We start from the raw sequence: 22628 nt of genomic DNA, 5'->3' as shown, positions 1-22628 counted from the left end.
TGTCGGAGATCCCGGCCGGGGCTAGTCCAGATATCCCCGGAGCTGATCGGCGAAGGCGTGGTCGCGGAGCTTGCTGAGCGTCTTCGACTCGATCTGGCGGATCCGCTCCCGGGTCACCCCGAAGATCCGGCCGATCTCCTCCAGGGTGCGCGGGCGGCCGTCGGCCAGCCCGTAGCGCAGCTGGACGACCTTGCGCTCGCGCTCGCCGAGGGTGGAGAGCACGGCCTCCAGATGCTCGCGGAGCAGGAGGAACGCCGCGGACTCGACCGGGGACGCGGCATCGCCGTCCTCGATAAGGTCGCCAAGGGCGACATCGTCCTCCTCCCCCACCGGGGCGTGCAGCGACACCGGCTCCTGGGCCAGCCGCAGCACCTCGCTCACCCGCTCGGGGGCGAGGTCGAGATGGGCGGCGACCTCCTCGGGGGTGGGTTCGCAGCCGCGCTCCTGGAGCATCCGGCGCTGGACCCGGACCACCCGGTTGATCAGCTCGACCACATGGACCGGGACCCGGATCGTCCGGGCCTGGTCGGCGAGGGCACGGGACATGGCCTGGCGGATCCACCAGGTCGCATACGTCGAGAACTTGTACCCGCGGGCGTAGTCGAACTTCTCGACCGCCCGGATCAGGCCGAGATTGCCCTCCTGGACCAGGTCGAGCATGGTCAGGCCGCGGCCGATGTAGCGCTTGGCGACGGAGACGACGAGGCGGAGGTTCGCCTCGATCAGCCGCCGCTTGGCCATCCGGCCCAGGACCACCAACCGGTCGAGGTCAAGGGCGAGTTGGCTGTCCAGATCGGGGGCGGTACCGAGCTTCTCCTCGGCGAACAGGCCCGCCTCGACCCGGCGGGCCAGCTCGACCTCCTCGGCCGCGGAGAGCAGCGGGATCCGCCCGATCTCGCGGAGGTACTGGCGGAAGAGGTCGGAGGAGGGGCCGCTGGTGTCGGGCCGTGCGGGCGGCTCCACGGGCTCGGGCCCGGGCTCGGCCGGGGTCTCGGGCCGGCCGGCCGCCTCGGGCCCGGCCGCCTCCTCGGGCTCCGCGGTGCCGTCGGGCGGCGTGGGATCCACGACGGGGTCCGGGCCGGGCTCCTCGGAGTCCGCGGGCACCTGCGGTGTGGCCGGTGCGACAGGCCCGTCGGACGCGGCACCGAGGGGCCGGCGGGACGGAGAATGTGGCGGCGGGGCGGGGGCCGCGTCGGTGAGGGTCTGGGTCTGCACGGGGGCGACCTCCAGGGTGATCGCTGCTGAGGCGGCAGAACGATCGGGTACGGCTGCGGCGGCCGGGCCGCCGTCCGTCCCGTACATCATGAGCGGATCTGCGGGGGATTCCGGCCCTTCCTGGCCAACACCGCCGCGCTCCGAAGACTCAGGCACCGCACCCCAGTGTGGAGTACGACACACGCCCGCCACGAGGGGCGTGCGAGCACTTTTTGCTCAGCGGGCCGTGACCGCACGACTACCCGGCGCCTACCGCGACCGCTTACAGCGCCGCGGCCCCCCGGTCGCGCAGCGACTGGCCGTACTGCTGGAGCACCCACAGCTCGTTCTGCACGGCGGCGAGGTGGGCCGGGTCCGCGTGCTGCCCGAGGCGCTGGAGGGTGCCCCGCACCTCACTCACGCGGCGGTTCACCGCGGCCAGCCGCACGGCCACCAACTGGACGCCCGCATACGCCTCGTCCGCCTCACGGCGGGTGTGCAGGGGTTCGACGGCCAGCTCGGTGACCATGGCGCGGACCGTGTCGTCGGGCGCCGCGTCCCGGACCCGCGTCAGATAGCCGCCGTCGGCGGCGGTCGCACCGCCCGCGTCCTCGATGGCGCGGCGCACGGCCGCGTAGGGCGGGGCGGTGAACTCGTCGATGCCGTAGGCGTCGAACGCCGGGGAGACCAGCTCGGGGCGCTGCAGCGCGAGCTTGAGCAGCTCGCGCTCGACGCGGTGGGCGGGGCTGCGGAGGTTCAGGGCGGGGCCGCGCGGCCCGGCGCCGGCGCCGGGCTCGCCGGGGCCGCGCGACGCGCCGTCACGGCGGGCGGCGGGCTGGGGCCCGGCCGTGCCTCGGCGCTGGTTGCCACGCCCATCGCGCTGGTCGCCGCGGCCGCCGCGCTCCGGGCCGCCCGGCCCGTGGTTCTGCCTGCTGCGCGCCAGCCCTCGCACCCGGCGGATGATCGACTGTTCCTCCGCCTGTGTGGCGATACCGACCATCCCGATGAGGCGGATCGCATACCGGTCGCGCAGCCCGGGGTTCTTGATCGCCGCGACAACCGGCACCGCCTCGTCGACCGCGGCGATGCGTCCTTCCTCGGTCTCCAGGTTGTACCGGGAGACGATCGATCGCAGTGCGAAGGCGAACAGCGGGGTCCGGCTCTCGACGAGAGCCGACACGGCCTCGTCGCCGTGCGCCAAGCGGAGTTCACACGGGTCCATACCACCGGGTGTGATGGCGATGGAGGTCTCGGCGGCAAAACGCTGGTCGTCCTCGAAGGCACGCAGGGCCGCCTTCTGCCCGGCCGCGTCGCCGTCGAAGGTGAAGACCACCTCGGCGCCCGAATTGTCCATCAGCAGCCGCCGCAGGATCTTGATGTGATCGCCGCCGAAGGCGGTGCCGCAGGTGGCGATGGCGGTGGTCACACCCGCGAGATGGCAGGCCATGACGTCCGTGTAGCCCTCGACCACGACGGCCTGGCTGGTCTTGGCGATGTCCTTCTTGGCCAGGTCGATGCCGTACAGGACATTGGACTTCTTGTAGAGCGGGGTCTCGGGGGTGTTGAGGTACTTCGGGCCGTTGTCGTCATCGCGCAGCTTGCGGGCGCCGAAGCCCACGACCTCGCCGGTGATGTCCCGGATCGGCCACATCAGCCGGCCCCGGAACCGGTCGATCGGGCCGCGGCGGCCCTCCTGGGCGAGGCCGGATAGGATCAGCTCCTTGTCCGTGAAGCCGCGGCCGCGCAGGAACCGGATGAGATGGTCCCAGCCGGCCGGGCTGTAACCGACGCCGAAGTGCTGGGCCGCGGCCTGGTCGAAGCCGCGCTCGGCGAGGAACTTCCGGCCGATCTCCGCCTCGGGGCCGTCAAGCTGCTCGGCGTAGAACTGCGCGGCCACCTTGTGGGCCTCGACCAGGCGGGTGCGCTCGCCCTGCTGGCGGCCGGGGGTGTAGCCGCCCTCCTCGTAGCGCAGGGTGATCCCGGCCTGGGAGGCGAGCCGCTCGATGGTCTCGGCGAAGGAGAGGTGGTCGATCCTCATGATGAAGTCGACCGTGTCGCCGCCGGCCTGGCAGCCGAAGCAGTAGAAGAGCCCCTTGCCGGGGCTGATCTGGAAGGACGGGGACTTCTCGTCGTGGAAGGGGCACAGGCCCTTGAGATTGCCGCCGCCCGCGTTCCGCAGCTGGAGGTATTCGGATACGACGGCGTCGATCGGGACCGCGTCCCGCACCGCCTTCACGTCGTCGTCGTTGATCCTGCCTGCCACAGGGGGATTCTACGGCCGGGGTACGACACGGCTGGCCGTGCCGTACCCCGGCCGGTGCGCGCCGGGATACACCCCTACGGCAGCAGGGAGGTCAGGGGCACGAACGGGTCCGCCAGGGCGGCCTGGTCGAGCCGGGCGCCGCCGCGGATGAGCCGCTGGATGGTCTCGGTGACGTCCCACACGTTCACGTTCATGCCCGCGAGCAGCCGGCCCTCGCTCAGCCAGAACGCGATGAACTGCCGCTTGCCGACATCGCCGCGCACCAGGACCTGATCGTACGAGCCGGGCGGGGCGTAGCCGGAGTACTCCAGCCCGACGTCGTACTGGTCGGAGAAGAAGTACGGCACCCGGTCGTACGTCACGTCCTGGCCGAGCATGGCGCGGGCGGCTGCCGGGCCTCCGTTCAGGGCATTGGCCCAGTGCTCGACGCGCAGCCGGGCGGACGGCGGCAGGGCGGCCCGCACCGGGGTGCCCTCCAGGAACGCGAGCGGCGCCGAGGCGGCGTCGCCCGCCGCGAAGATGTCCGGGTCGCTGGTGCGCAGCGAGGCGTCCACCGCGATGCCGCCGCCCGCCGCGCGGTCCACCACCTCAAGGCCCGCGGCCTCGGCGAGGGCGGTGCGCGGGGCGGCGCCGATGGCGGCCAGGACGCTGTGGGCGGGGTGCTCCTCGCCGTCGTCGGTGAGGGCGGCCAGCACCATGCCGTCCTGGCCGGTGATCTCGGTGAGCCGGGCGCCGAAGTGGAAGCGGACGCCGTGCTCACTGTGGAGGTCGGCGAAGAGGGCGCCGAGCTCGGGGCCGAGGACGGGGTGGAGCGGGGTCGGCTCGGGCTCGATGATGGTCACCTCGGCGCCGTAGCCGCGCGCGGCGGCGGCGACCTCCAGCCCGATCCAGCCCGCGCCCGCGATGACCAGCTGGCCGTTGTCGCGGCCGAGGGTGGCGAGGACGCCCTTGAGCCGCTCGGCGTGGGCGAGCCGGCGCAGATGGTGGACCCCGGCCAGATCGGTGCCGGGGATGTCGAGGCGGCGCGGCTCGGCCCCGGTGGCGAGCAGCAGCCGGTCGTAGTTGATCCGGGTGCCGTCGCCGAGGGTCACGGCTTTGGCGGCGCGGTCCAGATGGACGGCGGGCTGGCCGAGATGGAGCTCGATATCGGCCTGTGCGTACCAGGCGGGCTCGTGGACGAAGACGCTGTCGCGCTCCTGGCTGCCGGTGAGAAAGCCCTTGGACAGCGGGGGCCGCTCATAGGGGTGGTCGCGCTCGTCACAGATCAGTATCACCCGCCCGGTGAAGCCCTCCGCTCGAAGGGTTTCCGCGGCTTTGGCCCCGGCCAGACCCCCTCCGACGATGACGAACGTCTGGTGTGCGTCGACCACTTGTTCTCCTCCTCGCTGCCGAGCGGTGCCTCAGTGTTTGCCATACCCCCGTCGCGTCAGCCCAAAGAGAGCCTCCCGCAACAGTCGTGCGGCGGGAAGGGCCAGTGGGCCATGTCTCGGGGCCGGCCGCCGACGGCCCTCCCGTGCCACGCGCCGTGGGCGGCGGCCCGCAGGGGGCGGGCCACCCCACCCCGTCCGCCCCGCGCTACGCGGCGGCCCGCCGCCGGCGGCTCCTCCCGGCGCCGCCACGGGCCCGCACCGCCACTGGCCGGGGCCGGCGCGCGGCCCCGACCGGCTCGCGCGGCCCCCGGGGGCGGCGCCCGGAGGAGCGTCGTCATGGCCGGCGGGTGGTCAGATGGGTGTGAAGGGTGCGGGCCGAGGTGTCCGTGAGGGCGGCGATCTGGTCGACGATCGCCCGCAGCCGGGCCGTGTCGTCCTTCGCCGCGTCGAACAGGGCGCGGAACTGGGGGTCGAGGCCCTCGGGGGCGCGGGCGATCAGGGCCTCACCCAGCTCGCGGATGACGACGCGCTGGTCGGCACGGACCAGCTCCTGGTCCGCGCGCTGGATGACGTACCGGTCGGCGACCGCCTTGAGCACCGCGCACTCCAGCCGGATGGCGCGGGGCACCACCAGCTCGGCGGCGTAGCGGGTGAAGCGGCCCGTGCCGTACGCGGCGCGGGTGGCGCCCTCGGCGGCGAGGCAGAAGCGGCCGATGAGCTGGCTGGTGGCGTCCTTGAGGCGGGCCTGGGCGACGGAAGAGCCGTCGTAGCCGTGCGGCCACCACTCCTGGTCGAGCAGCCGGTCCAGCGCCTCGGCCAGCTCCTCGGGCTCGGCCCCCGGGGCATAGCGGTCGGCGGCGACCGCGAAGACCTCGCGCCGCTCCGGCTCGGCGAGCAGGCTGTTCGGGTCGAGATGGCCGGCGTGCAGCCCGTCCTCGACGTCGTGCACCGAGTACGCCACGTCGTCGGCCCAGTCCATGACCTGGGCCTCGAAGGTCGTACGGCCCTCGGGCGCGCCCTGCCGGAACCACTCGAAGACCGGGAGGTCCTCCTCGTAGACCCCGAACTTCCGGGAGCCGGGCTCGCGAGGGTGGCCGCCGCGCGGCCAGGGGTACTTGGTGGCGGCGTCCAGGGCGGCGCGGGTCAGATTGAGGCCGACGCTCACGGGCTCGCCGGACTCCTGGTCGGGGACGAACCGCTTGGGCTCCAGCCGGGCCAGCAGCCGCAGGGACTGGGCGTTCCCCTCGAAGCCTCCGCACGGCTCGGCGATCTCGTTGAGCACCTGCTCGCCGTTGTGGCCGAACGGCGGGTGGCCGAGGTCATGGGCGAGACAGGCCATCTCCACCAGATCCGGGTCGCAGCCGAGGGCGGCCCCCAGCTCCCGGCCCACCTGGGCGCACTCCAGGGAGTGGGTCAGCCGGGTGCGCGGCGTGGCGTCCCAGGCCGGGGCGCGCCCGGCCGGGCCCGGGTCGGTGGCCGGGGCGGCGGGCACGACCTGCGTCTTCCCGGCCAGCCTGCGCAGGGCGGCGGAGTGCAGCACCCGGGCCCGGTCGCGCTGGAAGGCCGTCCGGCCCGGGCGCTTGTCGGGCTCGGACGCCCAGCGCTCCAGGTCCGCCGCCTCATAGCCGGGGATCCGGCGGGCACCGGCCTCCCCGCCCGCGCCGGAGGGGCCGCCGGACGCGTGAGAGCCTCCGGGCGTACGGGAACTTCCTGGCGTACGGGATGGATCGGGCTCGGGGGCCGCGGTGCGGGTCATACACCGACGGTAGCCGCCGGGTGTGACAGGGGAGCAGAGGAGAGGGCCTGTTCGTAACGGTGCACCACGAGCCGGGCCATCGCCGGGTGCGCGCCGAGCGGGGCCGCCGCGAGCCCCGGGGCGGCGCCCGCGCACTCGGTGGCGAAGCGGCCGGGCGCGGCGAAGCAGGAGGCCACCGCGGTGCGCTCGCGGCCCAGCGCCGCCAGGGCGCGTACCGCCTCGGGCACGGTGGGCCCCAAGCCGGAGGCATAGCCGGGCAGCACCGGTACGCCGCCGAGCCGGGCGCTCAGCAGGGCGGCGGTCCGGGCCGCGTCGACCGCCGCGTCCGGGTCACGCGAACCCGCGGCGGCCAGCACGACACCCGCACCGGGCGGGACCGCGTCACGCCAGCCCGCCTCGGCCAGCCGCGCGTGCAGCGCCTCGGCGAGCAGCGGATGCGGACCGAGCGGGGCGGCGGTCCGGGCGGCGAGATGAGGCGCGGCGGCGACGGCGGCCGGGATGTCCTGCTTGACGTGATAGCCGCGGCCGAGGAGCAGCGGCACCACGACTGCCTCGCCGCGCAGCACGGCGAGCGTGTCGGCGAGCAGCGGCTGGTTCAGCTCGATATGGCCGAGCCGTACGGGCACGTCGGGGCGGAGCGCGCGGACGCGCTCCAGGAGCGCGGTCACGGTGCGCGACGCGGCGGGGTCCCGGCTGCCGTGAGCCACGGCCACCAGAGTGGGCGGGCGGTCGCGCCGGGCGGCACGGGGCCCCAGGGTGCTGAGCCGGTCGGTGAGCTGCGCGGTGATCCGTGTCATGAGCTGCGCGGTGCTGTCGAAGTCAGCCGTGCTGTCGGGGTCCGGGTCGCGGTCGGAGTCATGGGGGCCGGGGTGGTTCGACGCCGTCATGACGAGAGCGTGGCAGGGGCGCGTTGCGCCGCCGTTGCGCCGCCGTGACAGGTGATTGCGCCGACTTCACAGCCGGCCCCGGCACGGTGAGATCGCCCCGGCCGCGCACCTGCCGCTCCGCCGCCCGCTCGCGCAGCGCGCGGCCCTTCATGAACGTAGAAGTCGAACCAGAGGTGAGGTCAAGCGGTCGGCCCGTGCGGTGTCAGCCCGTGGCCGTGTCGACTTCCTTCAGATACGCCGCCCGCGTCCCCTCGTCCAGGAAGGCCGCGTGGAAGGAGTTGCGGGCCAGCGTGCGCAGCGTCGCCTCGTCGAGGCCGAGCGCGTCCCGTACGGCGGTGAAGTTGTCGTCCACGTAGCCGCCGAAGTAGGCGGGGTCGTCGGAGTTGACCGTCACCAGCAGACCGGCGTCGAGCATGGCGGGCAGCGGGTGGTCCTCCAGCCGGTCGACGACGCGCAGCCGGACGTTCGACAGGGGGCAGACGGTCAGCGGGGTCCGGTCGGCGACCAGCCGGGCCACCAGCGCGTCGTCCTCCAGGCACCGCACGCCGTGGTCGATCCGGTCCACGCCCAGGACGTCCAGCGCCTCCCACACATACGCGGGCGGCCCCTCCTCCCCCGCGTGCGCCACGCACTTCAGCCCGGCCTCCCGGGCCCGCGCGTACACCTCACGGAACTTCGACGGCGGATTGCCGACCTCCGCCGAGTCGAGGCCCACGGCCGCGATCCGGCCCAGATGGGGACGGGCCGCCTCGAAGGTCTCCAGCGCCGACTCGGCGCTCCGGTCGCGCAGGAAGCACATGATGAGGCGGGTGGTGATGCCGTACGTCTCCTCGGCGGCGTCCAGTGCCCGCGCGAGCCCCCCGATGACCGTGCCGATGGGGACGCCGCGCGCGGTGTGGGCCTGCGGGTCGAAGAAGATCTCGGCGTGCCGGACGCCCTGCTCACGGGCGCGAGCCAGATAGGCGTGGGTGAGGTCGGCGAAGTCGTCCTCGGTGCGCAGGACGGCCGTCAGGGCGTAGTAGAGGTTGAGGAAGTCCTGGAGGTCGCTGAACGAGTACGCGGCCCGCAGCTCGTCCTGGGTGGCGTACGGCAGCTCGACCCCGTTGCGCTCGGCGAGCGCGAAGGCCAGATCGGGCTCCAGGGTGCCCTCGATGTGGAGATGGAGCTCTGCCTTGGGAATCGGCGGCACGGCGGGGATCACCTGCTGTTTTCGGTGGTACGGAACGACTGCTCAAGGCTATGCCGGACCGGTCGCGTCACTCGTCAGGGGGAACGCGAACGGATAACGGACAACGGCTGCGGTCCACCGCCACGGTGAGGGCGACAGTACGCTCTGTAGCAGACGGAGGACGCGGTGACCGCGATATTGGAGCGGCCAATGACCACAGAGACACCGGACGCCGAAGGGCCCCGCGAGACATTCGAGGGTGGCGGTGGACGAGCCGCACGACGCGACGTGGCACTTCGGCGGGGTGCGGGAGACCGTGGCGGCGGGCAAGGCGGCGCTGGACGCGGCGTTCCGGCCGGATCCGCGGTTTCTCGGGCCGCGCGAGCCGGGGGGGTGGACAGGGCCTTGGCGGACGCCGGACCCGGGGCCAAGGGCGACAGGTGAGGGGCCGGGTGACGCCGTCGCCGTCAGCCGATCGTCGTCTCCGCCACCACCCACGCCAGATAGTCCTCGCTCCCGTTCACGATGGGTGTCGCGATGACCTCGGGCGTCTCGTAGTCGTGCGTCTCACGGATATGCGCCTCCAGCTCGTCGTACCGCGCCGCGGTCGTCTTGAAGAGCACCTGCCACTCCGCCGCGGTCTCGATCGCCCCCTCCCACCGGTACACCGATGTCACGGGCTGGCTGATCTGCGCACAGGCCGCCAGCCGCGCCTCGATGGCCGCGCGGGCGATCGCCTCGGCCTTCTCGGGGGTGTCGGTAGTGGTCAGTACGGTCACGTAGTCGGCCACGGCGGCTGAACCTCTCTCCATAACGCGCCCCTGCGAACTGGCGCGCACCACGCTAGCCGGTGAGGATTGAGGGAACCCGCCGACGATCAGACCGGACCGATCGAGGGGCACTCATGGATGACCTCACCACGCTCGCGCGCCACCATCTGGACCAGGCCAAGGCCGATCCGCACGGGCGCAGCGCGCATCTGTTCCTGCACGACGGGCCGCTGCGGCAGAGCGTGATCGCCATGGTCTCGGGCATCGAGACCGATGAGCACAACGCGCCTCCGGCGGCGAGCCTGCAGGTGCTGCACGGGCATGTGCGACTGACCGGTGAGGAGGGCGCCCACGTCGACGTCATCGCGGGGCAGGTGCTGCGCGTCCCGCACGAGCGGCATGCGATGAGCGCGGTGGAGGACTCCGTCGTGCTGCTGACGGCGGTGACCGCGACGCCGCACTGCCCCGAGCCCTACGAGAACACGGGCAACGCCTGACGCCGAGCGGCCGCGTCGCGCCCGGCGCCGCCCCGCCGCCCCCCCTCAGTCGCTGCCGCCGCCACCGCCGCCACCGCCGCCGCCGCCGCAGGAGTGGTGGCCACCGCCCCCGTCATGGCACGAGGTCGAGGCCGAGTCGGAGTACGCCTCGCAGTACGCATCGGAGTACGCGTACGAGTCGGAGTCGGACTCGAGGGTCCTGCCCATACGGATCAGACCGCGGCCGAGGCCGGACGGGGGTGGTGCCGCCTCCCGGAGGGTGCGGCGCAGCCCCCGGTCCGGGACGGCGGCCGGGCCGGTGAAGACGTAGCCCGGAAGCGTGCCTTCCGCCCGCGCCGTCTCCAGGTGGCGCCTGCCCGCCGGGGTGAGGCGGCGCCGCGAACGGGCGAGCAGGCCGTACGAGACGAGCCGCTGCCCGATCCGGGCCGTCTCGGGTCCGTCCCGCAGCGCGGTGAGCACCGGGGCCACGCGCTTCCCCACCGGGCACAGCGCGATGAGGGCCCGCTCGACCGGGTGCTCGGCGCGGCCGCCCGTGACCCGCGCGCGGGAGCGCCGGACCGTGATGGCGCCTCGCTCGCTGAGCGCGATGACGGCGGTCTCGGCCACGCGGCGCGGCCCGCCCGCTAGATAGGCGATGTCGTAGAGATCCAGGACCGGTGGCGCCGCCGCGGCGGTGCGCCGGAATATGGTCCGCATCGGAATGCCCCCGTCCATCCGAACTGCTTTCCTACCGTCAGTTTTGTCCGAAAGACGGGGTGATGAACCCTCAGCGGCCCAACTTCACGCCACCCACTGGTCGTATCCCAGCTTGCAGACCAGCGAGACCACGACCACCATCAACACCCCCCGTACAAAGCCACTCCCCCGCTTCAGGGCCATCCGCGCCCCCACCATCCCGCCCGCCAGGTTGAAGCACGCCAGCACCGCCGCCAGGCGCCACAACACCGTGCCCTGCAGGCCGAACGTGACCAGCGCGCCCACATTGGTGCAGACGTTGACCACCTTCGCCGTCGCCGACGAGGTCACCATGTCCATCCCCAGCGTGGCGACGAGGGCGATGATCAGGAACGTGCCGGTGCCCGGGCCGATCAGACCGTCGTAGAAGCCGATACCGAGGCCCACCGCGAGGACGGCGGTGAGGATGCGGTGGCGGGAGAGGGGGCCGGTGAGGGCGGGGGCCGTACCGAAGGTGGGGCGGAGGAGGATGAACGCCAGCACGGCCAGCAGCACGACCATGATGAGCGGGCGGAGCACCCCGCCGTCGATGCCGGAGGCGAGCGAGGCCCCCGCGAGGGCGCCGATGGCGGCGGCCACGCCGATGCGGACGGCGATCCGGACGTCGACCGGGGCCTTGCGGGTGTAGGTGACGGCCGCGCCCGTCGTACCGCAGATGGCGATCGCCTTGTTGGTGCCGAGGACGAACGCGGGCGGCAGCTGTGGCAGTCCGACCAGCAGCGCGGGGAGCAGCAGCAGGCCCCCGCCTCCCACCACGGCGTCGATCCAGCCGGCCGCCCCGGCGGCCAGACAGAGCAGGAGCAACGTCATCAGCGGTATGTCAGGCATGATCAGGAGCCTAGAGCGGCCGGTGGGTGCGGACGCGGGGAGGCCCGGCGCGCCTTCGCGCGCCGGGCCTTGCGGACGGCCGGCCCCCATGTGCCGGCCGTGGCTTACGGGCGGGTGGCCGGGGCCGCCTCAGCGATGGCCGACCCCGCAGCGGTCGAGCCCCGCTGAGCGACGTGCTTCCCGCCCTTGGCCACGATGATGACGCACTTGCCCGGCTTCGCGGGCTTGCCCGGCTTCCCGGGGAGCGTCGGCTTGGCGGGAATCGCCGGGACGGAGGAGTGGGCCCGGTCACCCTTCTTGATCACGATGACCTTGCAGACCTTGCCGGGCACCGGCTTGCCGGGGATCGCGGGGCAGGTGATGACCTTGCCCTTGCCCGTGCCCGGCTTGGCGAGCTCGATCCTCTTGGCGACCTCGCGCTTGACCGGCTTCGTCGCCTTACCCACCACGACCGGCGTACCCGGCTCGGCCGGCACCCCCGGCCCGGTGTGGCCGCAGATGATCACGCGGCCGTGCGGCTCCCCCGGGGCGATGGACTTCGCCGTCGCGGTGGCGGCCGACGCGGGGGCCATGGCCCCCAGCGCCAGGGCACCCGCCGCCGCGGCGATGATGACACCGCGGCGCTTGGTGGCGGTGGCAGTGGAGCGCGTCTTGAACACAGTTGTCTCCTTGTTCACGGGAGTTGGATGCCGAGGGACCTCTCGATCCGTCGGCGCACCCACCGTGGCGCACCGGTGCTGAGTCCTCGCTGAACCGCCTGAGCCCCCGCTGAAGGGCCTTTCCGTTTCAGCGAGGACTCAGCATCCCCGTGCCAACATGACCCCGTGCGCATTCTGGTGGTGGAAGACGATGCCCGGCTTCGCGAGCTGCTCACCGAGGGCTTGGAGCAGGAGGGGTTCACCATCGAGGAGGCGGCGGACGGGCCGGGCGGCCTGGCGCTGGCGCTGTCCCGGTCCGCCGAGTTCGCGGCCATCGTGCTGGATGTGATGCTCCCCGGGCTGTCCGGCTATCAGGTCTGCTCCCGGCTGCGCGAGGCCGGCGTCTGGACGCCGATTCTGATGCTGACCGCGAAGGACGGCGAGTACGACGAGGCGGACGGGCTCGACGTGGGCGCGGACGACTATCTGACCAAGCCGTTCTCCTTCGTCGTGCTGATCGCGCGGCTGCGGGCCCTGGTCCGGCGGGGCGGTCTGGACCGGCCCGAGGTGCTCGCCCTGGGGGACCTGCGGCTGGAGCCGGCGGCGCTGGCCTGTGCGCGGGGGAACGAGAACGTCACGCTCACGGCCAAGGAGTTCGCCGTACTGGAGTGCCTCGCCCGCCGCGCCGGACAGGTGGTCTCCAAGACGGAGATCGTGCAGCTGGTCTGGGACACCGCCTACGACGGCGGGGCCAATCTGGTCGAGGTCTACATCCGGAGCCTGCGCCGGAAGATCGATGTGCCGTACGGGCGGCAGGCGATCCGCACGATACGAGGCGCGGGCTATCTGCTGGCCCGCGACGGAGGGTAGGGGAGCTTGAGGCGTGGCATGAGCCTCCGCAGCGGGACGAGCCCGGTCGGGAGGGTGAGCCTCCGCAGCGGGACGAGCCCGGTCGGGAGGGTGAGCCTCGGCAGCGGGACGAGCCCGGTCGGGAGGGTGAGCCTCGGCAGCGGGACGAGCCCGGTCGGGAGGGTGAGCCTCGGCAGCGGGATGAGCCTGGTAGGGAGGGTGAGCTCGCGCAGCGGGATGAGCCTGGTCGGGAGGGTGAGCCTGCGCAGCGGGATGAGCGTGCGCGCCAAGGCCGTTCTGGCGGCCGCCGGGACGGTCGCCTTCGCGATCGCCCTGTGCATGCTGGCCCTGGTGCTGGCCCTCCAGAAGAACCTCCGCGACAGCGCGAGCACCGACGCCAAGAAGACGGCCGTCGCCATCCAGGGCCAATTGGCGCAGTCCAGGCCGGCGGGGGGCCGGATGGTCCTCGTCCTCCCCGGCCAGGTCACGGTCCGGGACGCCGAGGGGCGCACGCTCACCCCCGCCTCCCCCCTGACGCCAGGGGAGGCGCCGGGACGGGCGGGCACGGCGCAGTCGGAACCGGCGGACACGGCGCAGTCGGAACCGGCGGATCCGGAACCGGCGGATCCGGCCAACATCGCACGGGTCAAGGGCGTCGGCGGCGGTGCCGTCCTCGCCTCCCCGCCCGGGGAGGACGGCTACAGCGTGAAGGTGGACCCGTCGACCACCGCGCTCGACAACGCCACCGGTCTGCTGCTGCGCGAGGTCGCCCCAGCGGCCGCCGGTCTCGTGCTGTTCGTGGCCGCCCTCACCTGGCTGCTCGTCGGCCGCGCCCTGCGCCCGGTCGCCGCCATCCAGCGGGAGGTCACCGAGATCACCGAACGCGATCTGCACCGCCGGGTGCCGGTGCCGACGGCGCGGGACGAGATCTCGCGGCTGGCGCGGACCATGAACGCCACGCTGGACCGGCTGCAGCGGGCCATGACCCGGCAGCGCCAGTTCGTCGCGGACGCCTCCCATGAGCTGCGCAGCCCCATAGCGGCGGTCCGCGCCCAGCTCGAACTCGCCCTCGCCCACCCCTCACGGACCGACTGGCCGACGGCCGTGCACAAGGCTCTGCGGGACACCGAACGGCTTCAGTCGGTCGCCTCCGATCTGCTGCTGCTCGCCCGGCTCGACGCCCAGGAGGCGCCGCCCCGCACCCCGGTGGACCTCGCGGCGCTGCGGGACGAGGAGATGCGGCGCCACCCCGGTGCGGTCACGGCGGGTCCGGCCGGTGCGGGCAACGACGGGCAGAACGGCCGGAACAGCCGGGACGGCCAGGACAGCCCGGACGGCCAGGACAGCCCAGACAGCCAGGACAGCCAGGACAGCCAGGACGGCCAAGACCGCCGGGACGGCCAGGACAGCCCGGACGGCCAGGACAGCCGGGACAGCCGGGACGGCCAAGACCGCCGGGACGGCCGGGACAGCCGGGACAGCCGGGACGGCCAGGACAGCCGGGACAGCCAGGACGGCCAAGACAGCCAGGACAGCCCGGACGGCCAGGACAGCCCAGACAGCCAAGACAACCGGGACAGCCGGGACGCGATCGTCACCGGCAGCCGCGTACAGCTCTCCCGTCTCCTCACCAACCTCACCGACAACGCCCGCAGACACGCCCGCGCCACCGTCTCGATCACCGTGACCGTCCAGCACGACGCCGTCGAGCTGACCGTGGACGACGACGGTCCCGGCATTCCGGCATGCGACCGCGAGCGCGTCTTCGAACGGTTCACCCGGCTGGATCACGCTCGCGCCCGCCAGGACGGCGGCACCGGTCTCGGTCTCGCCATCGCCAATGACATCGCTCACGCCCACGGCGGGACCCTGACGGTCCACACCAGCCCCTGGGGCGGCGCTCGCCTGCTGTTGCGCCTGCCGAGGGCCCGTATGTCCTAGCGCCCGCGCTGCGCGCACCCGGACCGCCCTCGTGAGACTTTGGCAACTACGGGCGCAGGCTGATCAGTTGGTCAGTAGTATCTGCCCGTTCTTGGCCACGTCCCGGATGGAGGTGTGCGTAGGTGGTGTCGGGGACGGTGGCCCTCGTCGTGGCCGCCACACCGCTGGTGCTGCTGCTATGCCTCCTGTGGGTGATCAGGCTGCGCACAGCCGTCGGTGAGGCACGGGCCGCGGCCGAGCGGGAGAGGACCGTTTCCGAGCGGGAACGCGCCACCGCGGCGAAGGAACGGGCCCTGGCGGCCGAGCGCGGCGCGGAGGTGGCGCGGCTGGCCGCCGTCCAGGCCGACTGGGACGAGGCGGCGCGCCGGGAGCGGATTCTGCGCGACTCCGTACAGGCGGCGTTCGAGTCCATGGCCAGGAACATGCACGCCATGTCGATGGTGCAGCAGCAGGTCCTCGACGGCCTGGAGCAGCGGGTCGACGACGCACAGCTGATGGCCGAGGTGATGAAGGCCGACCACGCCGCCGCCCAGATGTCCCGTAAGGCGCAGACGCTGCTGGTGATGTGCGGCATCTGGCCCGCTCGGCGGGAGACCCGGCCGGTGTCGCTCTTCGACTGTGTGCGCGGCGCACAGTCGCGCATCGTGGAGTTCGGCCGGGTGGAGGTGCACGGCGGGCAGACGCTCTACGCGGTGGCGCCCGCCGTCGAGGGTCTGATGCACGCGGTGGCCGAACTGCTGGAGAACGCCACGGTTTTCTCCCCCTCGCGCACCCGGGTCGCCGTCTCCGTCCGGGAGGTCGCGGCGGGTGCGGTCATCGAGATCGACGACGCGGGGCTCGGCATGCCGACCGATGTGCTGGAGCAGGCCGCCGCTCAGCTCCTGGACGGTCTGGACCTGGCCCAGCTGGGTGCGGTGCCGCGGCTGGGGCTGGCGTGCGTGGGGCGCTGGTCGCGGGAGCTGGGCTTCTCGGTGGAGCTGTCGACGGCATCGGCGTACGGCGGAACACGGGTGGTGGTCTTCGTACCGCACCGGCTGCTGACGGAGCCGGTGGACGGGCCGGCGGAGGACGCCGAGCCGGTGGTCGTCGAGCCCGTACCGGTCGGCGTGGCCGCCGAAGGACCGGCCCCCGAGGGGCCGGTGGGCGGCGAGGCCACGCCCGCGGGCTCCACGCTTCCGCAGCGCCGCAACCGCCGCCGCAACGTCCCGCGCACCGCCGCGCCGACGGGGGCGCCACCCACCGCACCGGCCAGTGCCCCCTGGACGCCCGAGGCCGCGCGCGCCTCCGTCACCAGCGTCGTCTCGGGCACCCGCTGCGGGCGGGCGGAGGCGGCGCGGGACCAGGAAGGCGACCAAGAAGGCGACCGGCAAGGCCAAGTGGACCCCGCAGTACCGGAAGGCCCGGACGAACCAGAAGGAGGAGACCGGTAGTGGCCGGAACCATATCCAGGCTGCCCGACGTTGGATGGATGCTGCGTCCCTTGACTCAGATTCCCGGGGTGCGGCACGCCGTCGTCGTCTCGGAGGACGGTCTGCGCATGGGACACGGCTCCGCCGAGGGGCTGTCGGGCGAGGTGTCCACGCTCGGTGTCGACGAAGCCGAATCGCTGGCCGCCGCCTGCGCGGCGCTGACGGTGACCAGCCAGTCCACGGTGTCGCTGCTGTTCGGCGACGAGGCGGGGGTGCGACAGCTGATGATCGAGTCCGACGGCGGGTTTGTGCTGTTCACCTCGGCCGGCCGGAGCGCCTCGCTGGGGGTGGCCACCGACGCCGAGGCGGATGTCGGCCTGGTGGCCCAGCAGATGCAGCTTCTGGTGGCCAGAATCGGTGCCCACTTGAGCAGCCGGCCGCGGGAGCCGGTCCCCCCGGCGTCATGACCGAGCCCCGGGAGGAACGGACCACGGCAGCGGTGCGCCCCTACGTGATCACACGGGGGCGCGCGGGTTCCTCACGGGCTGCTCTGCCGCTGGAAACGCTCGTCATGGGCTCCGGGAGCGCCCCGCCCCCGGCCCTGCGGCCCGAATACCGGCGGATCGTCCGCTTCTGCCAGGGGCTGCTGTCGGTGGCGGAGGTCGCCGCGCATCTCGGTCAGCCACCGGCATCGGTGCAGGTGCTGCTCGCCGATCTCATCGACTGGGGGCACATCGTGGCACGCCCGCCCATCAAGGTGGCCAAGCGCACCGATACGGACTTGCTGAGGAAGGTGCTCGATGGGCTTGAGAGCAAGCTCTGAGATGACCGGCACGGACGGCACAACGGACACGGACGAGACGGACGACATGGCCGACATGGACGACACCCCCGTCATGTACGTGCAGTCCAGCGTGTCCGGCGCGGCCAAGATCCTGGTGGTCGGACCCATGGGCGTCGGCAAGACCACGCTGATCGGCACGGTGTCCGAGATCAAGCCGCTGTCCACCGAGGCAACCATGAGCCAGGCGGGCGCCCGGCTCGACACCGCCGTACGGCCGTCGAAGACCACGACCACCGTGGCGCTGGACTTCGGGCGGATCACGCTGGGCGGCGAGCTGGTGCTGTATCTCTTCGGCACACCCGGCCAACAACGCTTTCTGCCCGCGTGGAAGGACCTGGCACGGGGTGCGCTGGGCGCGCTCGCGCTCGTGGACACCCGCGATCTGGAGGCGTCCTTCGACGCCATCGGCCATCTGGAGGATCTGGATGTGCCGTTTTCGGTGGCGGTCAACGCCTTTCCGGACAGCGTGCTGCACAGCGAGGACGAGCTGCGCTCGGCGCTCGATCTGCTCCCGCACACCCCCCTGGTCATCTGCGACGCCCGCGAGCACACCTCCTCGGTCAAGGCGCTGATCTCGCTGGTCTCCCATCTCATCGAGACGATCACGGAGGCGTCGTGACCGCCCCGGCCACCACCCGCGTACCGCTGTACGGGGCGGCGCTGGACGGCCCGCTCACCGAGCTGTACGAGCGGATGCGCCGCGAACACGGCCCGGTGGTCCCGGTCGACATCTCGCCCCGCCTCGGGGCGTGGCTGGTCATCGGCCACCGTGAGCTGCTCCATCTCACCCGCGACGAGCAGTACTTCTCGCACGACCCGCGCCGCTGGGCCCCGCTGCGCGACGGCCGGGTGCCGGCCGACTCCCCGCTGATGCCGCTGGTCGGCTGGCGGCCCGCGCTGCTGTTCGCGGACGGCCAGCAGCACCGCCGGATGCGCTCGGCGGTGGCGGACGCGCTGGGCCGGGTGAACGGGCATGAGCTGATCCGCCGGGTGCGGACCACCGCGGAGCGGCTGGTCGCCGGGTTCGCCGAGCGCCATGAGGCCGACCTGGTGGCGCAGTACGCCCGGTTGCTGCCGCTCCAGGTCGTCACGGAGCTGCTGGGGCTCGACGAGGAGAACGGACCGCGGCTGGTCGAGGCGATCGCCACCGTCGTGGCCCCCACTGTGGCCGCCGCCGGCGCCAACCGCCGCATGGGGCGCATCCTGCTGGAGCTGATCGCGGAGAAGAAGCGGAGGCCGGGCGCGGATCTGACCTCCTGGCTGCTGGAGCATCCCGTCGGGCTGAGCGACGAGGAGGTGCTGCACAACCTCGTAGTGATCATCGTGGCGGGGAATCAGACCACCGTGAACTGGATCGCCTCCACCACTCAGATCCTGCTCACCGACCCCGCGTTCCGCTCCTCGCTCGCCCGCGGCCGGCTGACCGTGGACGACGCCCTGGACCTGGTGCTGTGGCGCCAGCCGCCCACCCACAACTTCCCCGGCCGCTACGCCACCCGTGATCTGCGCTTCGGCGGCCGGGACATCCGCGCCGGGGACATGCTGATCCTGGGCCTCGCCGGTGCCAACGCCGACCCGGAAGCGCTGCCCGAGGACGGGCGGCCGGTGGTCGGCAACCGCTCCCATCTCGCCTTCGGCGCGGGCCCGCACACCTGCCCGGCACAGGACGCGGCCCGGCTGATCGCCCGCACCGCCGTGGACACGCTCCGCCGCCGGCTGCCCGATCTGGAGATCGCGGTGCCGGAGGACCAGCTTCCGTGGATCACCTCGCCCTGGTCCAAGGGGCTGGCGGGGCTGCCCGTACGGTTCTCCGCGCCGCGGCCGGCCGCCGACTCCCCCGCCCTGACGGGCCCCGCCCCGACCGCCCCCGCCGCCCCCGCAGGAGGCAGCCGATGACCGACGGCCGGTGCCCCGTGCCGCACGCCCTGCCGCCGCACCGCCTCGACCCCGGCGGGGCCGATCAGCACGCGGTCAAGGAGGCCGCCACCCGCCGTCTGTCCTTCGGGCGCGGCGCTCACTAAGCGGTTACGGCGAAGTTCAAGTGCTGATCCTTCTCGGCGTCCAAGCCCTCAGCCAGGCCGAACGGCGAGGGATCAGCGGCGAACTTCACCGCATCCGCTTACTGCCTGGGCGCCCCGCTGGCCGGATGGAGGCCACCATCGCCCTGGAGGCGCTGTTCACCCGCTTCCCGGCGCTCGATCTGGCGGTCCCGGACGACGAGCTCGTCCCGCACCCGAGTTTCATCGGCAACAGTCCGCACGAGCTGCCGGTCCGGCTGACGGAAGCGGCTCACAGCCACTGACGGGGTGCGCTGAGCGCAGCGTTCCCTGCGGGAAACGGTTCGGATGCGGACGGGTAACAGGCGCCCCGCACGCTTCCTGGTATGACGAAAAGCGCACCGGACACCGAGATCCCGCCCGCGACCCCCGCGATCCCCACGATCGTGCTCGTCGGGCACGGCATGGTCGGCCAGCGCTTTCTGGAGGCCCTGGCGGACCGGGGCGTGACCGAGCGCGCCCGAGTCGTGGTGTTCTGCGAGGAGCCCCGGCCGGCCTATGACCGCGTCCAGCTGACCTCGTACTTCTCCGGGCGCACCCCCGATCAACTCTCCCTGGTCGAGGACGGCTTCTGGGCCCGGCACGGTATCGAGCCGCACCTCGGCGACCCGGTCGAGGCGATCGACCGCGCCCAACGCACGGTCACCTCCCGCTCCGGGCTCACCGTCGCCTACGACACGCTGGTGCTGGCCACCGGCTCGTATCCGTTCGTCCCGCCCGTCCCCGGCAAGGACAGCGAGGGCTGCTTCGTCTACCGCACGGTGGACGACCTCCTCGCGATCGAGGCGTACGCCAAGGGCCGCACGACCGGCACCGTGGTCGGCGGCGGGCTGCTCGGGCTGGAGGCGGCGGGGGCGCTGAAGGGGCTCGGACTGACCACGCACATCGTGGAGTTCAGCCCCCGGCTGATGGCCCTCCAGGTGGACGAGGGCGGCGGCGCCGCACTGCGCCGCACCGTCGAGGACATGGGCCTGATCGTGCACACCGGCGTCGGCGGCCAGGGGATCACGACGGACGAGGGCGGCGCGGTCACCGGGATGACGCTGTCGGACGGCTCGTCCCTCGCCACCGACCTGGTCATCTTCTCGGCGGGCGTTCGCCCCCGCGACCAGCTCGCCCGCGACTGCGGCCTCACGGTCGGCGAGCGCGGCGGGATCGCGGTGGACGAGCGTTGCCGCACCGGCGACCCGGACATCTATGCGATCGGCGAATGCGCGCTGGCCGCCGACGGCCGGGTGTACGGGCTGGTCGCGCCCGGCTACGAGATGGCCGAGGTGGCCGCCTGCGACATCGCGGAGACGGCCACGGAGGGCTTCACCGGCGCCGACACCTCCACCAAGCTCAAGCTGCTGGGCGTGGACGTGGCGAGCTTCGGCGACGCCCACGGCACCGCCGACGGCTGCCTCGACGTCCTCTGGTCCGACGCCCGCGCCGGCGTCTACAAGAAGCTGGTGGTCGGCGCCGACGGCACACTGCTGGGCGGGGTGCTGGTCGGTGACGCGGACGCGTACGGCATGCTGCGGCCACTGACCGGCTCGGTCCCGCCGATCGCCCCCGAGCAGCTGGTGCTCCCGGCGGGGCTCGGCGCGCCCACCGCGCTCGGACCGTCCGCGCTGCCCGACGAGGCGGTGATCTGCAGCTGCCACAACGTCACCAAGGGCGCGATCCGTTCGGCGGTCACCGAGCACGAGTGCACCACCGTGCCCGAGGTGAAGAAGTGCACCAAGGCGGGCACCGGCTGCGGCAGCTGCGTCAAGACGCTGACCACCCTGGTGAGCGACGAGCTGGAGGCAAGCGGGATCAGCGTCGACAAGGGGCTGTGCGGCTGCTTCGCCTACACCCGCGCCGAGCTGTACGAGATCGTCCGCACGCTGCGGATCACCACCTACGCACGGCTGCTGGACAACCACGGCCGCGAGGAGGCGCGCAGCGGCGACGGCTGCGAGGTGTGCAAGCCGGCCGTCGGGTCGATCATCGCCTCGCTCGCCCCGACGCTGGGCGCCAGTGGCTATGTCCTGGACGGCGAACAGGCCGCGCTCCAGGACACCAACGACCACTTCCTGGCCAACCTGCAGCGCAACGGGTCGTATTCGATCGTGCCGCGGATCCCCGGCGGGGAGGTCACCCCCGAGAAGCTGATCGTGATCGGCGAGGTGGCCCGGGACTTCGGGCTCTATACGAAGATCACCGGCGGTCAGCGGATCGATCTCTTCGGCGCCCGGGTGGACCAGCTCCCGGCGATCTGGGCGCGGCTGGTGAACGCCGGGTTCGAGTCGGGGCACGCGTACGGCAAGGCGCTGCGCACCGTGAAGTCCTGTGTGGGCCAGACCTGGTGCCGCTACGGCGTCCAGGACTCGGTGCGCATGGCCATCGACCTGGAGCTGCGCTACCGCGGACTGCGCTCCCCGCACAAGCTGAAGTCGGCCGTCTCCGGATGTGCCCGCGAATGCGCGGAGGCACGCGGCAAGGACTTCGGCGTCATCGCGACCGCCGCCGGCTGGAATCTGTACGTCGGCGGCAACGGCGGCGCCGATCCGCGCCACGCCGATCTGCTCGCCCAGGATCTGGACGACGAGGAGCTGATCCGGCTCATCGACCGCTTCCTGATGTTCTACATCCGCACCGCGGACCGGCTGGAGCGCACGTCGGCCTGGCTGGAGCGGATCGAGGGCGGTCTGGACCACGTACGCGATGTGGTGGTCAACGACTCGCTCGGGCTGTGCGCCGAACTGGAGGCGCTGATGGCCGACCACGTCGCGGGCTACCGCGACGAGTGGGCCGAGACGATCAACGACCCGGAGCGGCGGCGGCGCTTCGTCTCCTTCGTCAACGCGCCCGAGGCGCCGGACCCGACGGTTCGGTTCGTCCCGGAGCGCGACCAGGTCAAGCCGGATCTGACGATCCTGTCCGGCCCGTCCATCCCCGTCCGTACCGCCCGCGCTCTCGAAGGGACCTCCAGCCGATGACCACCACGGCGCCCGAGCGGACCGCCGTCCGCGTCACACTCCTCCTCGACCAGCGATGGTTCGCGGTGTGCGAGCTGTCCGACCTCACCCCGGGACGCGGGGTGGCCGCCCTGCTGCCGGACGGAACCCAGGTCGCGATCTTCCTCGACCGCGCAGGCCGCGCGTACGCGATCGGCAACCGCGACCCGTTCACCGGCGCGTATGTCCTCTCGCGCGGGCTGCTGGGCACCGCGGACGGGCGCCCGTTCGTGGCCTCGCCGCTGCTGAAGCAGCGCTTCGACCTGGAGACGGGGCGCTGCCTGGACGACGAGACGGTCTCCGTCCAGGCGTATGTGACGCGTACGACCGGGGCCGCCCCGGGCTCCTAGTACTCCAGTGTGACTTCGCGATCTTGCTGCGGACCCGGCTGGGAACGGGTACGGCCACCGCGTGATCATCGGTTGGTGTGTGGACAAA

Annotated in this window: 22 protein-coding genes and 1 pseudogene; 12 read left to right on the top strand and 11 right to left on the bottom strand. The window is 72.8% G+C overall.

The window, feature by feature from the left end; genetic code table 11:
• Positions 1 to 21 precede the first annotated feature (21 nt).
• The 7 genes from ABZU99_RS30590 to cutA all read right to left on the bottom strand — a co-directional run bounded on the left by ABZU99_RS30590 (position 22) and on the right by cutA (position 9450).
• The gene (locus ABZU99_RS30590) at positions 22 to 1371 is read right to left on the bottom strand and encodes an RNA polymerase sigma factor (RefSeq protein ID WP_356048172.1); all 1350 of its coding nucleotides are present in this window, start codon (positions 1369 to 1371) and stop codon (positions 22 to 24) included.
• 106 nt (positions 1372 to 1477) lie between these two features.
• Positions 1478 to 3457, bottom strand: coding sequence for a DNA primase (dnaG, locus tag ABZU99_RS30585; RefSeq protein WP_356048174.1), 1980 nt, complete (start codon positions 3455 to 3457; stop codon positions 1478 to 1480).
• 74 nt (positions 3458 to 3531) lie between these two features.
• A complete protein-coding gene (locus ABZU99_RS30580) occupies positions 3532 to 4827 on the bottom strand; it encodes an FAD-dependent oxidoreductase (protein WP_356048176.1) in 1296 nt (431 codons plus the stop codon).
• Between the two features lie 334 nt (positions 4828 to 5161).
• Complete coding sequence (locus ABZU99_RS30575; protein WP_356048178.1) at positions 5162 to 6583, bottom strand: deoxyguanosinetriphosphate triphosphohydrolase; 1422 nt, start codon at positions 6581 to 6583, stop codon at positions 5162 to 5164.
• Entirely contained in the window at positions 6580 to 7380 is an 801-nt protein-coding gene (locus ABZU99_RS30570) for a CbiX/SirB N-terminal domain-containing protein (RefSeq protein WP_356048205.1), read from the bottom strand. The genes ABZU99_RS30575 and ABZU99_RS30570 overlap by 4 nt, the downstream gene beginning before the upstream one ends.
• A gap of 292 nt (positions 7381 to 7672) precedes the next feature.
• Positions 7673 to 8659 (bottom strand): adenosine deaminase, encoded by a 987-nt coding sequence (locus ABZU99_RS30565; RefSeq protein ID WP_356048180.1) that lies wholly within the window; start codon positions 8657 to 8659, stop codon positions 7673 to 7675.
• A gap of 446 nt (positions 8660 to 9105) precedes the next feature.
• The gene (gene cutA, locus ABZU99_RS30560) at positions 9106 to 9450 is read right to left on the bottom strand and encodes a divalent-cation tolerance protein CutA (RefSeq protein WP_355943843.1); all 345 of its coding nucleotides are present in this window, start codon (positions 9448 to 9450) and stop codon (positions 9106 to 9108) included.
• Positions 9451 to 9542: 92 nt separating this feature from the next.
• On the opposite strand from cutA, the gene ABZU99_RS30555 reads away from it, so the two are divergent.
• The gene (locus ABZU99_RS30555; protein ID WP_355943845.1) at positions 9543 to 9905 is read left to right on the top strand and encodes a cupin; all 363 of its coding nucleotides are present in this window, start codon (positions 9543 to 9545) and stop codon (positions 9903 to 9905) included.
• 45 nt (positions 9906 to 9950) lie between these two features.
• Here ABZU99_RS30555 and ABZU99_RS30550 read toward each other — a convergent pair whose 3' ends face one another.
• The 3 genes from ABZU99_RS30550 to ABZU99_RS30540 all read right to left on the bottom strand — a co-directional run bounded on the left by ABZU99_RS30550 (position 9951) and on the right by ABZU99_RS30540 (position 12127).
• Positions 9951 to 10601: a TIGR04222 domain-containing membrane protein gene (locus ABZU99_RS30550; RefSeq protein ID WP_356048182.1), complete on the bottom strand. Its 651-nt coding sequence runs from the start codon at positions 10599 to 10601 to the stop codon at positions 9951 to 9953.
• Positions 10602 to 10685: 84 nt separating this feature from the next.
• Positions 10686 to 11468 carry a TSUP family transporter gene (locus ABZU99_RS30545; protein WP_356048184.1) on the bottom strand — a complete coding sequence of 261 codons (783 nt, stop codon included), beginning with the start codon at positions 11466 to 11468 and terminating at the stop codon, positions 10686 to 10688.
• Between the two features lie 104 nt (positions 11469 to 11572).
• Positions 11573 to 12127, bottom strand: a complete 555-nt coding sequence (locus ABZU99_RS30540; RefSeq protein WP_356048186.1) for a hypothetical protein — start codon at positions 12125 to 12127, stop codon at positions 11573 to 11575.
• 165 nt (positions 12128 to 12292) lie between these two features.
• Between ABZU99_RS30540 and ABZU99_RS30535 the strand changes: the two genes are divergently transcribed.
• Complete coding sequence (locus tag ABZU99_RS30535) at positions 12293 to 12976, top strand: response regulator transcription factor (protein WP_355943853.1); 684 nt, start codon at positions 12293 to 12295, stop codon at positions 12974 to 12976.
• Here ABZU99_RS30535 and ABZU99_RS30530 read toward each other — a convergent pair.
• A complete protein-coding gene (locus ABZU99_RS30530; RefSeq protein ID WP_356228074.1) occupies positions 12949 to 13245 on the bottom strand; it encodes a hypothetical protein in 297 nt (98 codons plus the stop codon). The genes ABZU99_RS30535 and ABZU99_RS30530 overlap by 28 nt on opposite strands.
• Between ABZU99_RS30530 and ABZU99_RS30525 the strand changes: the two genes are divergently transcribed.
• The 10 genes and pseudogenes from ABZU99_RS30525 to nirD all read left to right on the top strand — a co-directional run bounded on the left by ABZU99_RS30525 (position 13229) and on the right by nirD (position 22540).
• Positions 13229 to 14896 carry an ATP-binding protein gene (locus tag ABZU99_RS30525; RefSeq protein ID WP_356228071.1) on the top strand — a complete coding sequence of 556 codons (1668 nt, stop codon included), beginning with the start codon at positions 13229 to 13231 and terminating at the stop codon, positions 14894 to 14896. The two genes, ABZU99_RS30530 and ABZU99_RS30525, sit on opposite strands and share 17 nt — an antisense overlap.
• 122 nt (positions 14897 to 15018) lie before the next feature.
• On the top strand, positions 15019 to 16326 hold the full coding sequence (locus ABZU99_RS30520; protein WP_356048192.1) for an ATP-binding protein: 1308 nt from the start codon (positions 15019 to 15021) through the stop codon (positions 16324 to 16326).
• Complete coding sequence (locus tag ABZU99_RS30515; RefSeq protein WP_355943859.1) at positions 16326 to 16772, top strand: roadblock/LC7 domain-containing protein; 447 nt, start codon at positions 16326 to 16328, stop codon at positions 16770 to 16772. Before ABZU99_RS30520 ends, ABZU99_RS30515 begins: the two co-directional genes overlap by 1 nt.
• Entirely contained in the window at positions 16769 to 17128 is a 360-nt protein-coding gene (locus ABZU99_RS30510) for a DUF742 domain-containing protein (protein WP_356048194.1), read from the top strand. The genes ABZU99_RS30515 and ABZU99_RS30510 overlap by 4 nt, the downstream gene beginning before the upstream one ends.
• A 91-nt stretch (positions 17129 to 17219) precedes the next feature.
• Positions 17220 to 17768: an ATP/GTP-binding protein gene (locus ABZU99_RS30505; RefSeq protein ID WP_355944077.1), complete on the top strand. Its 549-nt coding sequence runs from the start codon at positions 17220 to 17222 to the stop codon at positions 17766 to 17768.
• Positions 17765 to 19045 carry a cytochrome P450 gene (locus ABZU99_RS30500; protein WP_356048196.1) on the top strand — a complete coding sequence of 427 codons (1281 nt, stop codon included), beginning with the start codon at positions 17765 to 17767 and terminating at the stop codon, positions 19043 to 19045. The genes ABZU99_RS30505 and ABZU99_RS30500 overlap by 4 nt, the downstream gene beginning before the upstream one ends.
• The gene (locus ABZU99_RS30495) at positions 19042 to 19170 is read left to right on the top strand and encodes a hypothetical protein (RefSeq protein WP_356048198.1); all 129 of its coding nucleotides are present in this window, start codon (positions 19042 to 19044) and stop codon (positions 19168 to 19170) included. The genes ABZU99_RS30500 and ABZU99_RS30495 overlap by 4 nt, the downstream gene beginning before the upstream one ends.
• 99 nt (positions 19171 to 19269) lie before the next feature.
• A pseudogene (locus tag ABZU99_RS30490) lies at positions 19270 to 19451 on the top strand (cytochrome P450); the annotation flags it as partial.
• 81 nt (positions 19452 to 19532) lie between these two features.
• A complete protein-coding gene (gene nirB, locus ABZU99_RS30485; RefSeq protein ID WP_356048200.1) occupies positions 19533 to 22172 on the top strand; it encodes a nitrite reductase large subunit NirB in 2640 nt (879 codons plus the stop codon).
• The gene (gene nirD, locus ABZU99_RS30480; RefSeq protein ID WP_356048202.1) at positions 22169 to 22540 is read left to right on the top strand and encodes a nitrite reductase small subunit NirD; all 372 of its coding nucleotides are present in this window, start codon (positions 22169 to 22171) and stop codon (positions 22538 to 22540) included. The genes nirB and nirD overlap by 4 nt, the downstream gene beginning before the upstream one ends.
• Positions 22541 to 22628: the final 88 nt, after the last annotated feature.

This window comes from Streptomyces sp. NPDC005266 (assembly GCF_040607655.1).
GTDB lineage: Bacteria > Actinomycetota > Actinomycetes > Streptomycetales > Streptomycetaceae > Streptomyces.
This window is presented reverse-complemented; position numbering and strand designations above follow the sequence as displayed.

Coding starts and splice junctions, on each gene's coding strand:
- ABZU99_RS30510 (WP_356048194.1), top strand. CDS start 16,769: ATGACCGAGCCCCGGGAGGAACGGACCACGGCAGCGGTGCGCCCCTAC.
- cutA (WP_355943843.1), bottom strand. CDS start 9,450: ATGGAGAGAGGTTCAGCCGCCGTGGCCGACTACGTGACCGTACTGACC.
- ABZU99_RS30570 (WP_356048205.1), bottom strand. CDS start 7,380: ATGACACGGATCACCGCGCAGCTCACCGACCGGCTCAGCACCCTGGGG.
- ABZU99_RS30545 (WP_356048184.1), bottom strand. CDS start 11,468: ATGCCTGACATACCGCTGATGACGTTGCTCCTGCTCTGTCTGGCCGCC.
- ABZU99_RS30575 (WP_356048178.1), bottom strand. CDS start 6,583: ATGACCCGCACCGCGGCCCCCGAGCCCGATCCATCCCGTACGCCAGGA.
- ABZU99_RS30495 (WP_356048198.1), top strand. CDS start 19,042: ATGACCGACGGCCGGTGCCCCGTGCCGCACGCCCTGCCGCCGCACCGC.
- ABZU99_RS30525 (WP_356228071.1), top strand. CDS start 13,229: ATGAGCGTGCGCGCCAAGGCCGTTCTGGCGGCCGCCGGGACGGTCGCC.
- ABZU99_RS30550 (WP_356048182.1), bottom strand. CDS start 10,601: ATGCGGACCATATTCCGGCGCACCGCCGCGGCGGCGCCACCGGTCCTG.
- ABZU99_RS30555 (WP_355943845.1), top strand. CDS start 9,543: ATGGATGACCTCACCACGCTCGCGCGCCACCATCTGGACCAGGCCAAG.
- nirD (WP_356048202.1), top strand. CDS start 22,169: ATGACCACCACGGCGCCCGAGCGGACCGCCGTCCGCGTCACACTCCTC.
- nirB (WP_356048200.1), top strand. CDS start 19,533: ATGACGAAAAGCGCACCGGACACCGAGATCCCGCCCGCGACCCCCGCG.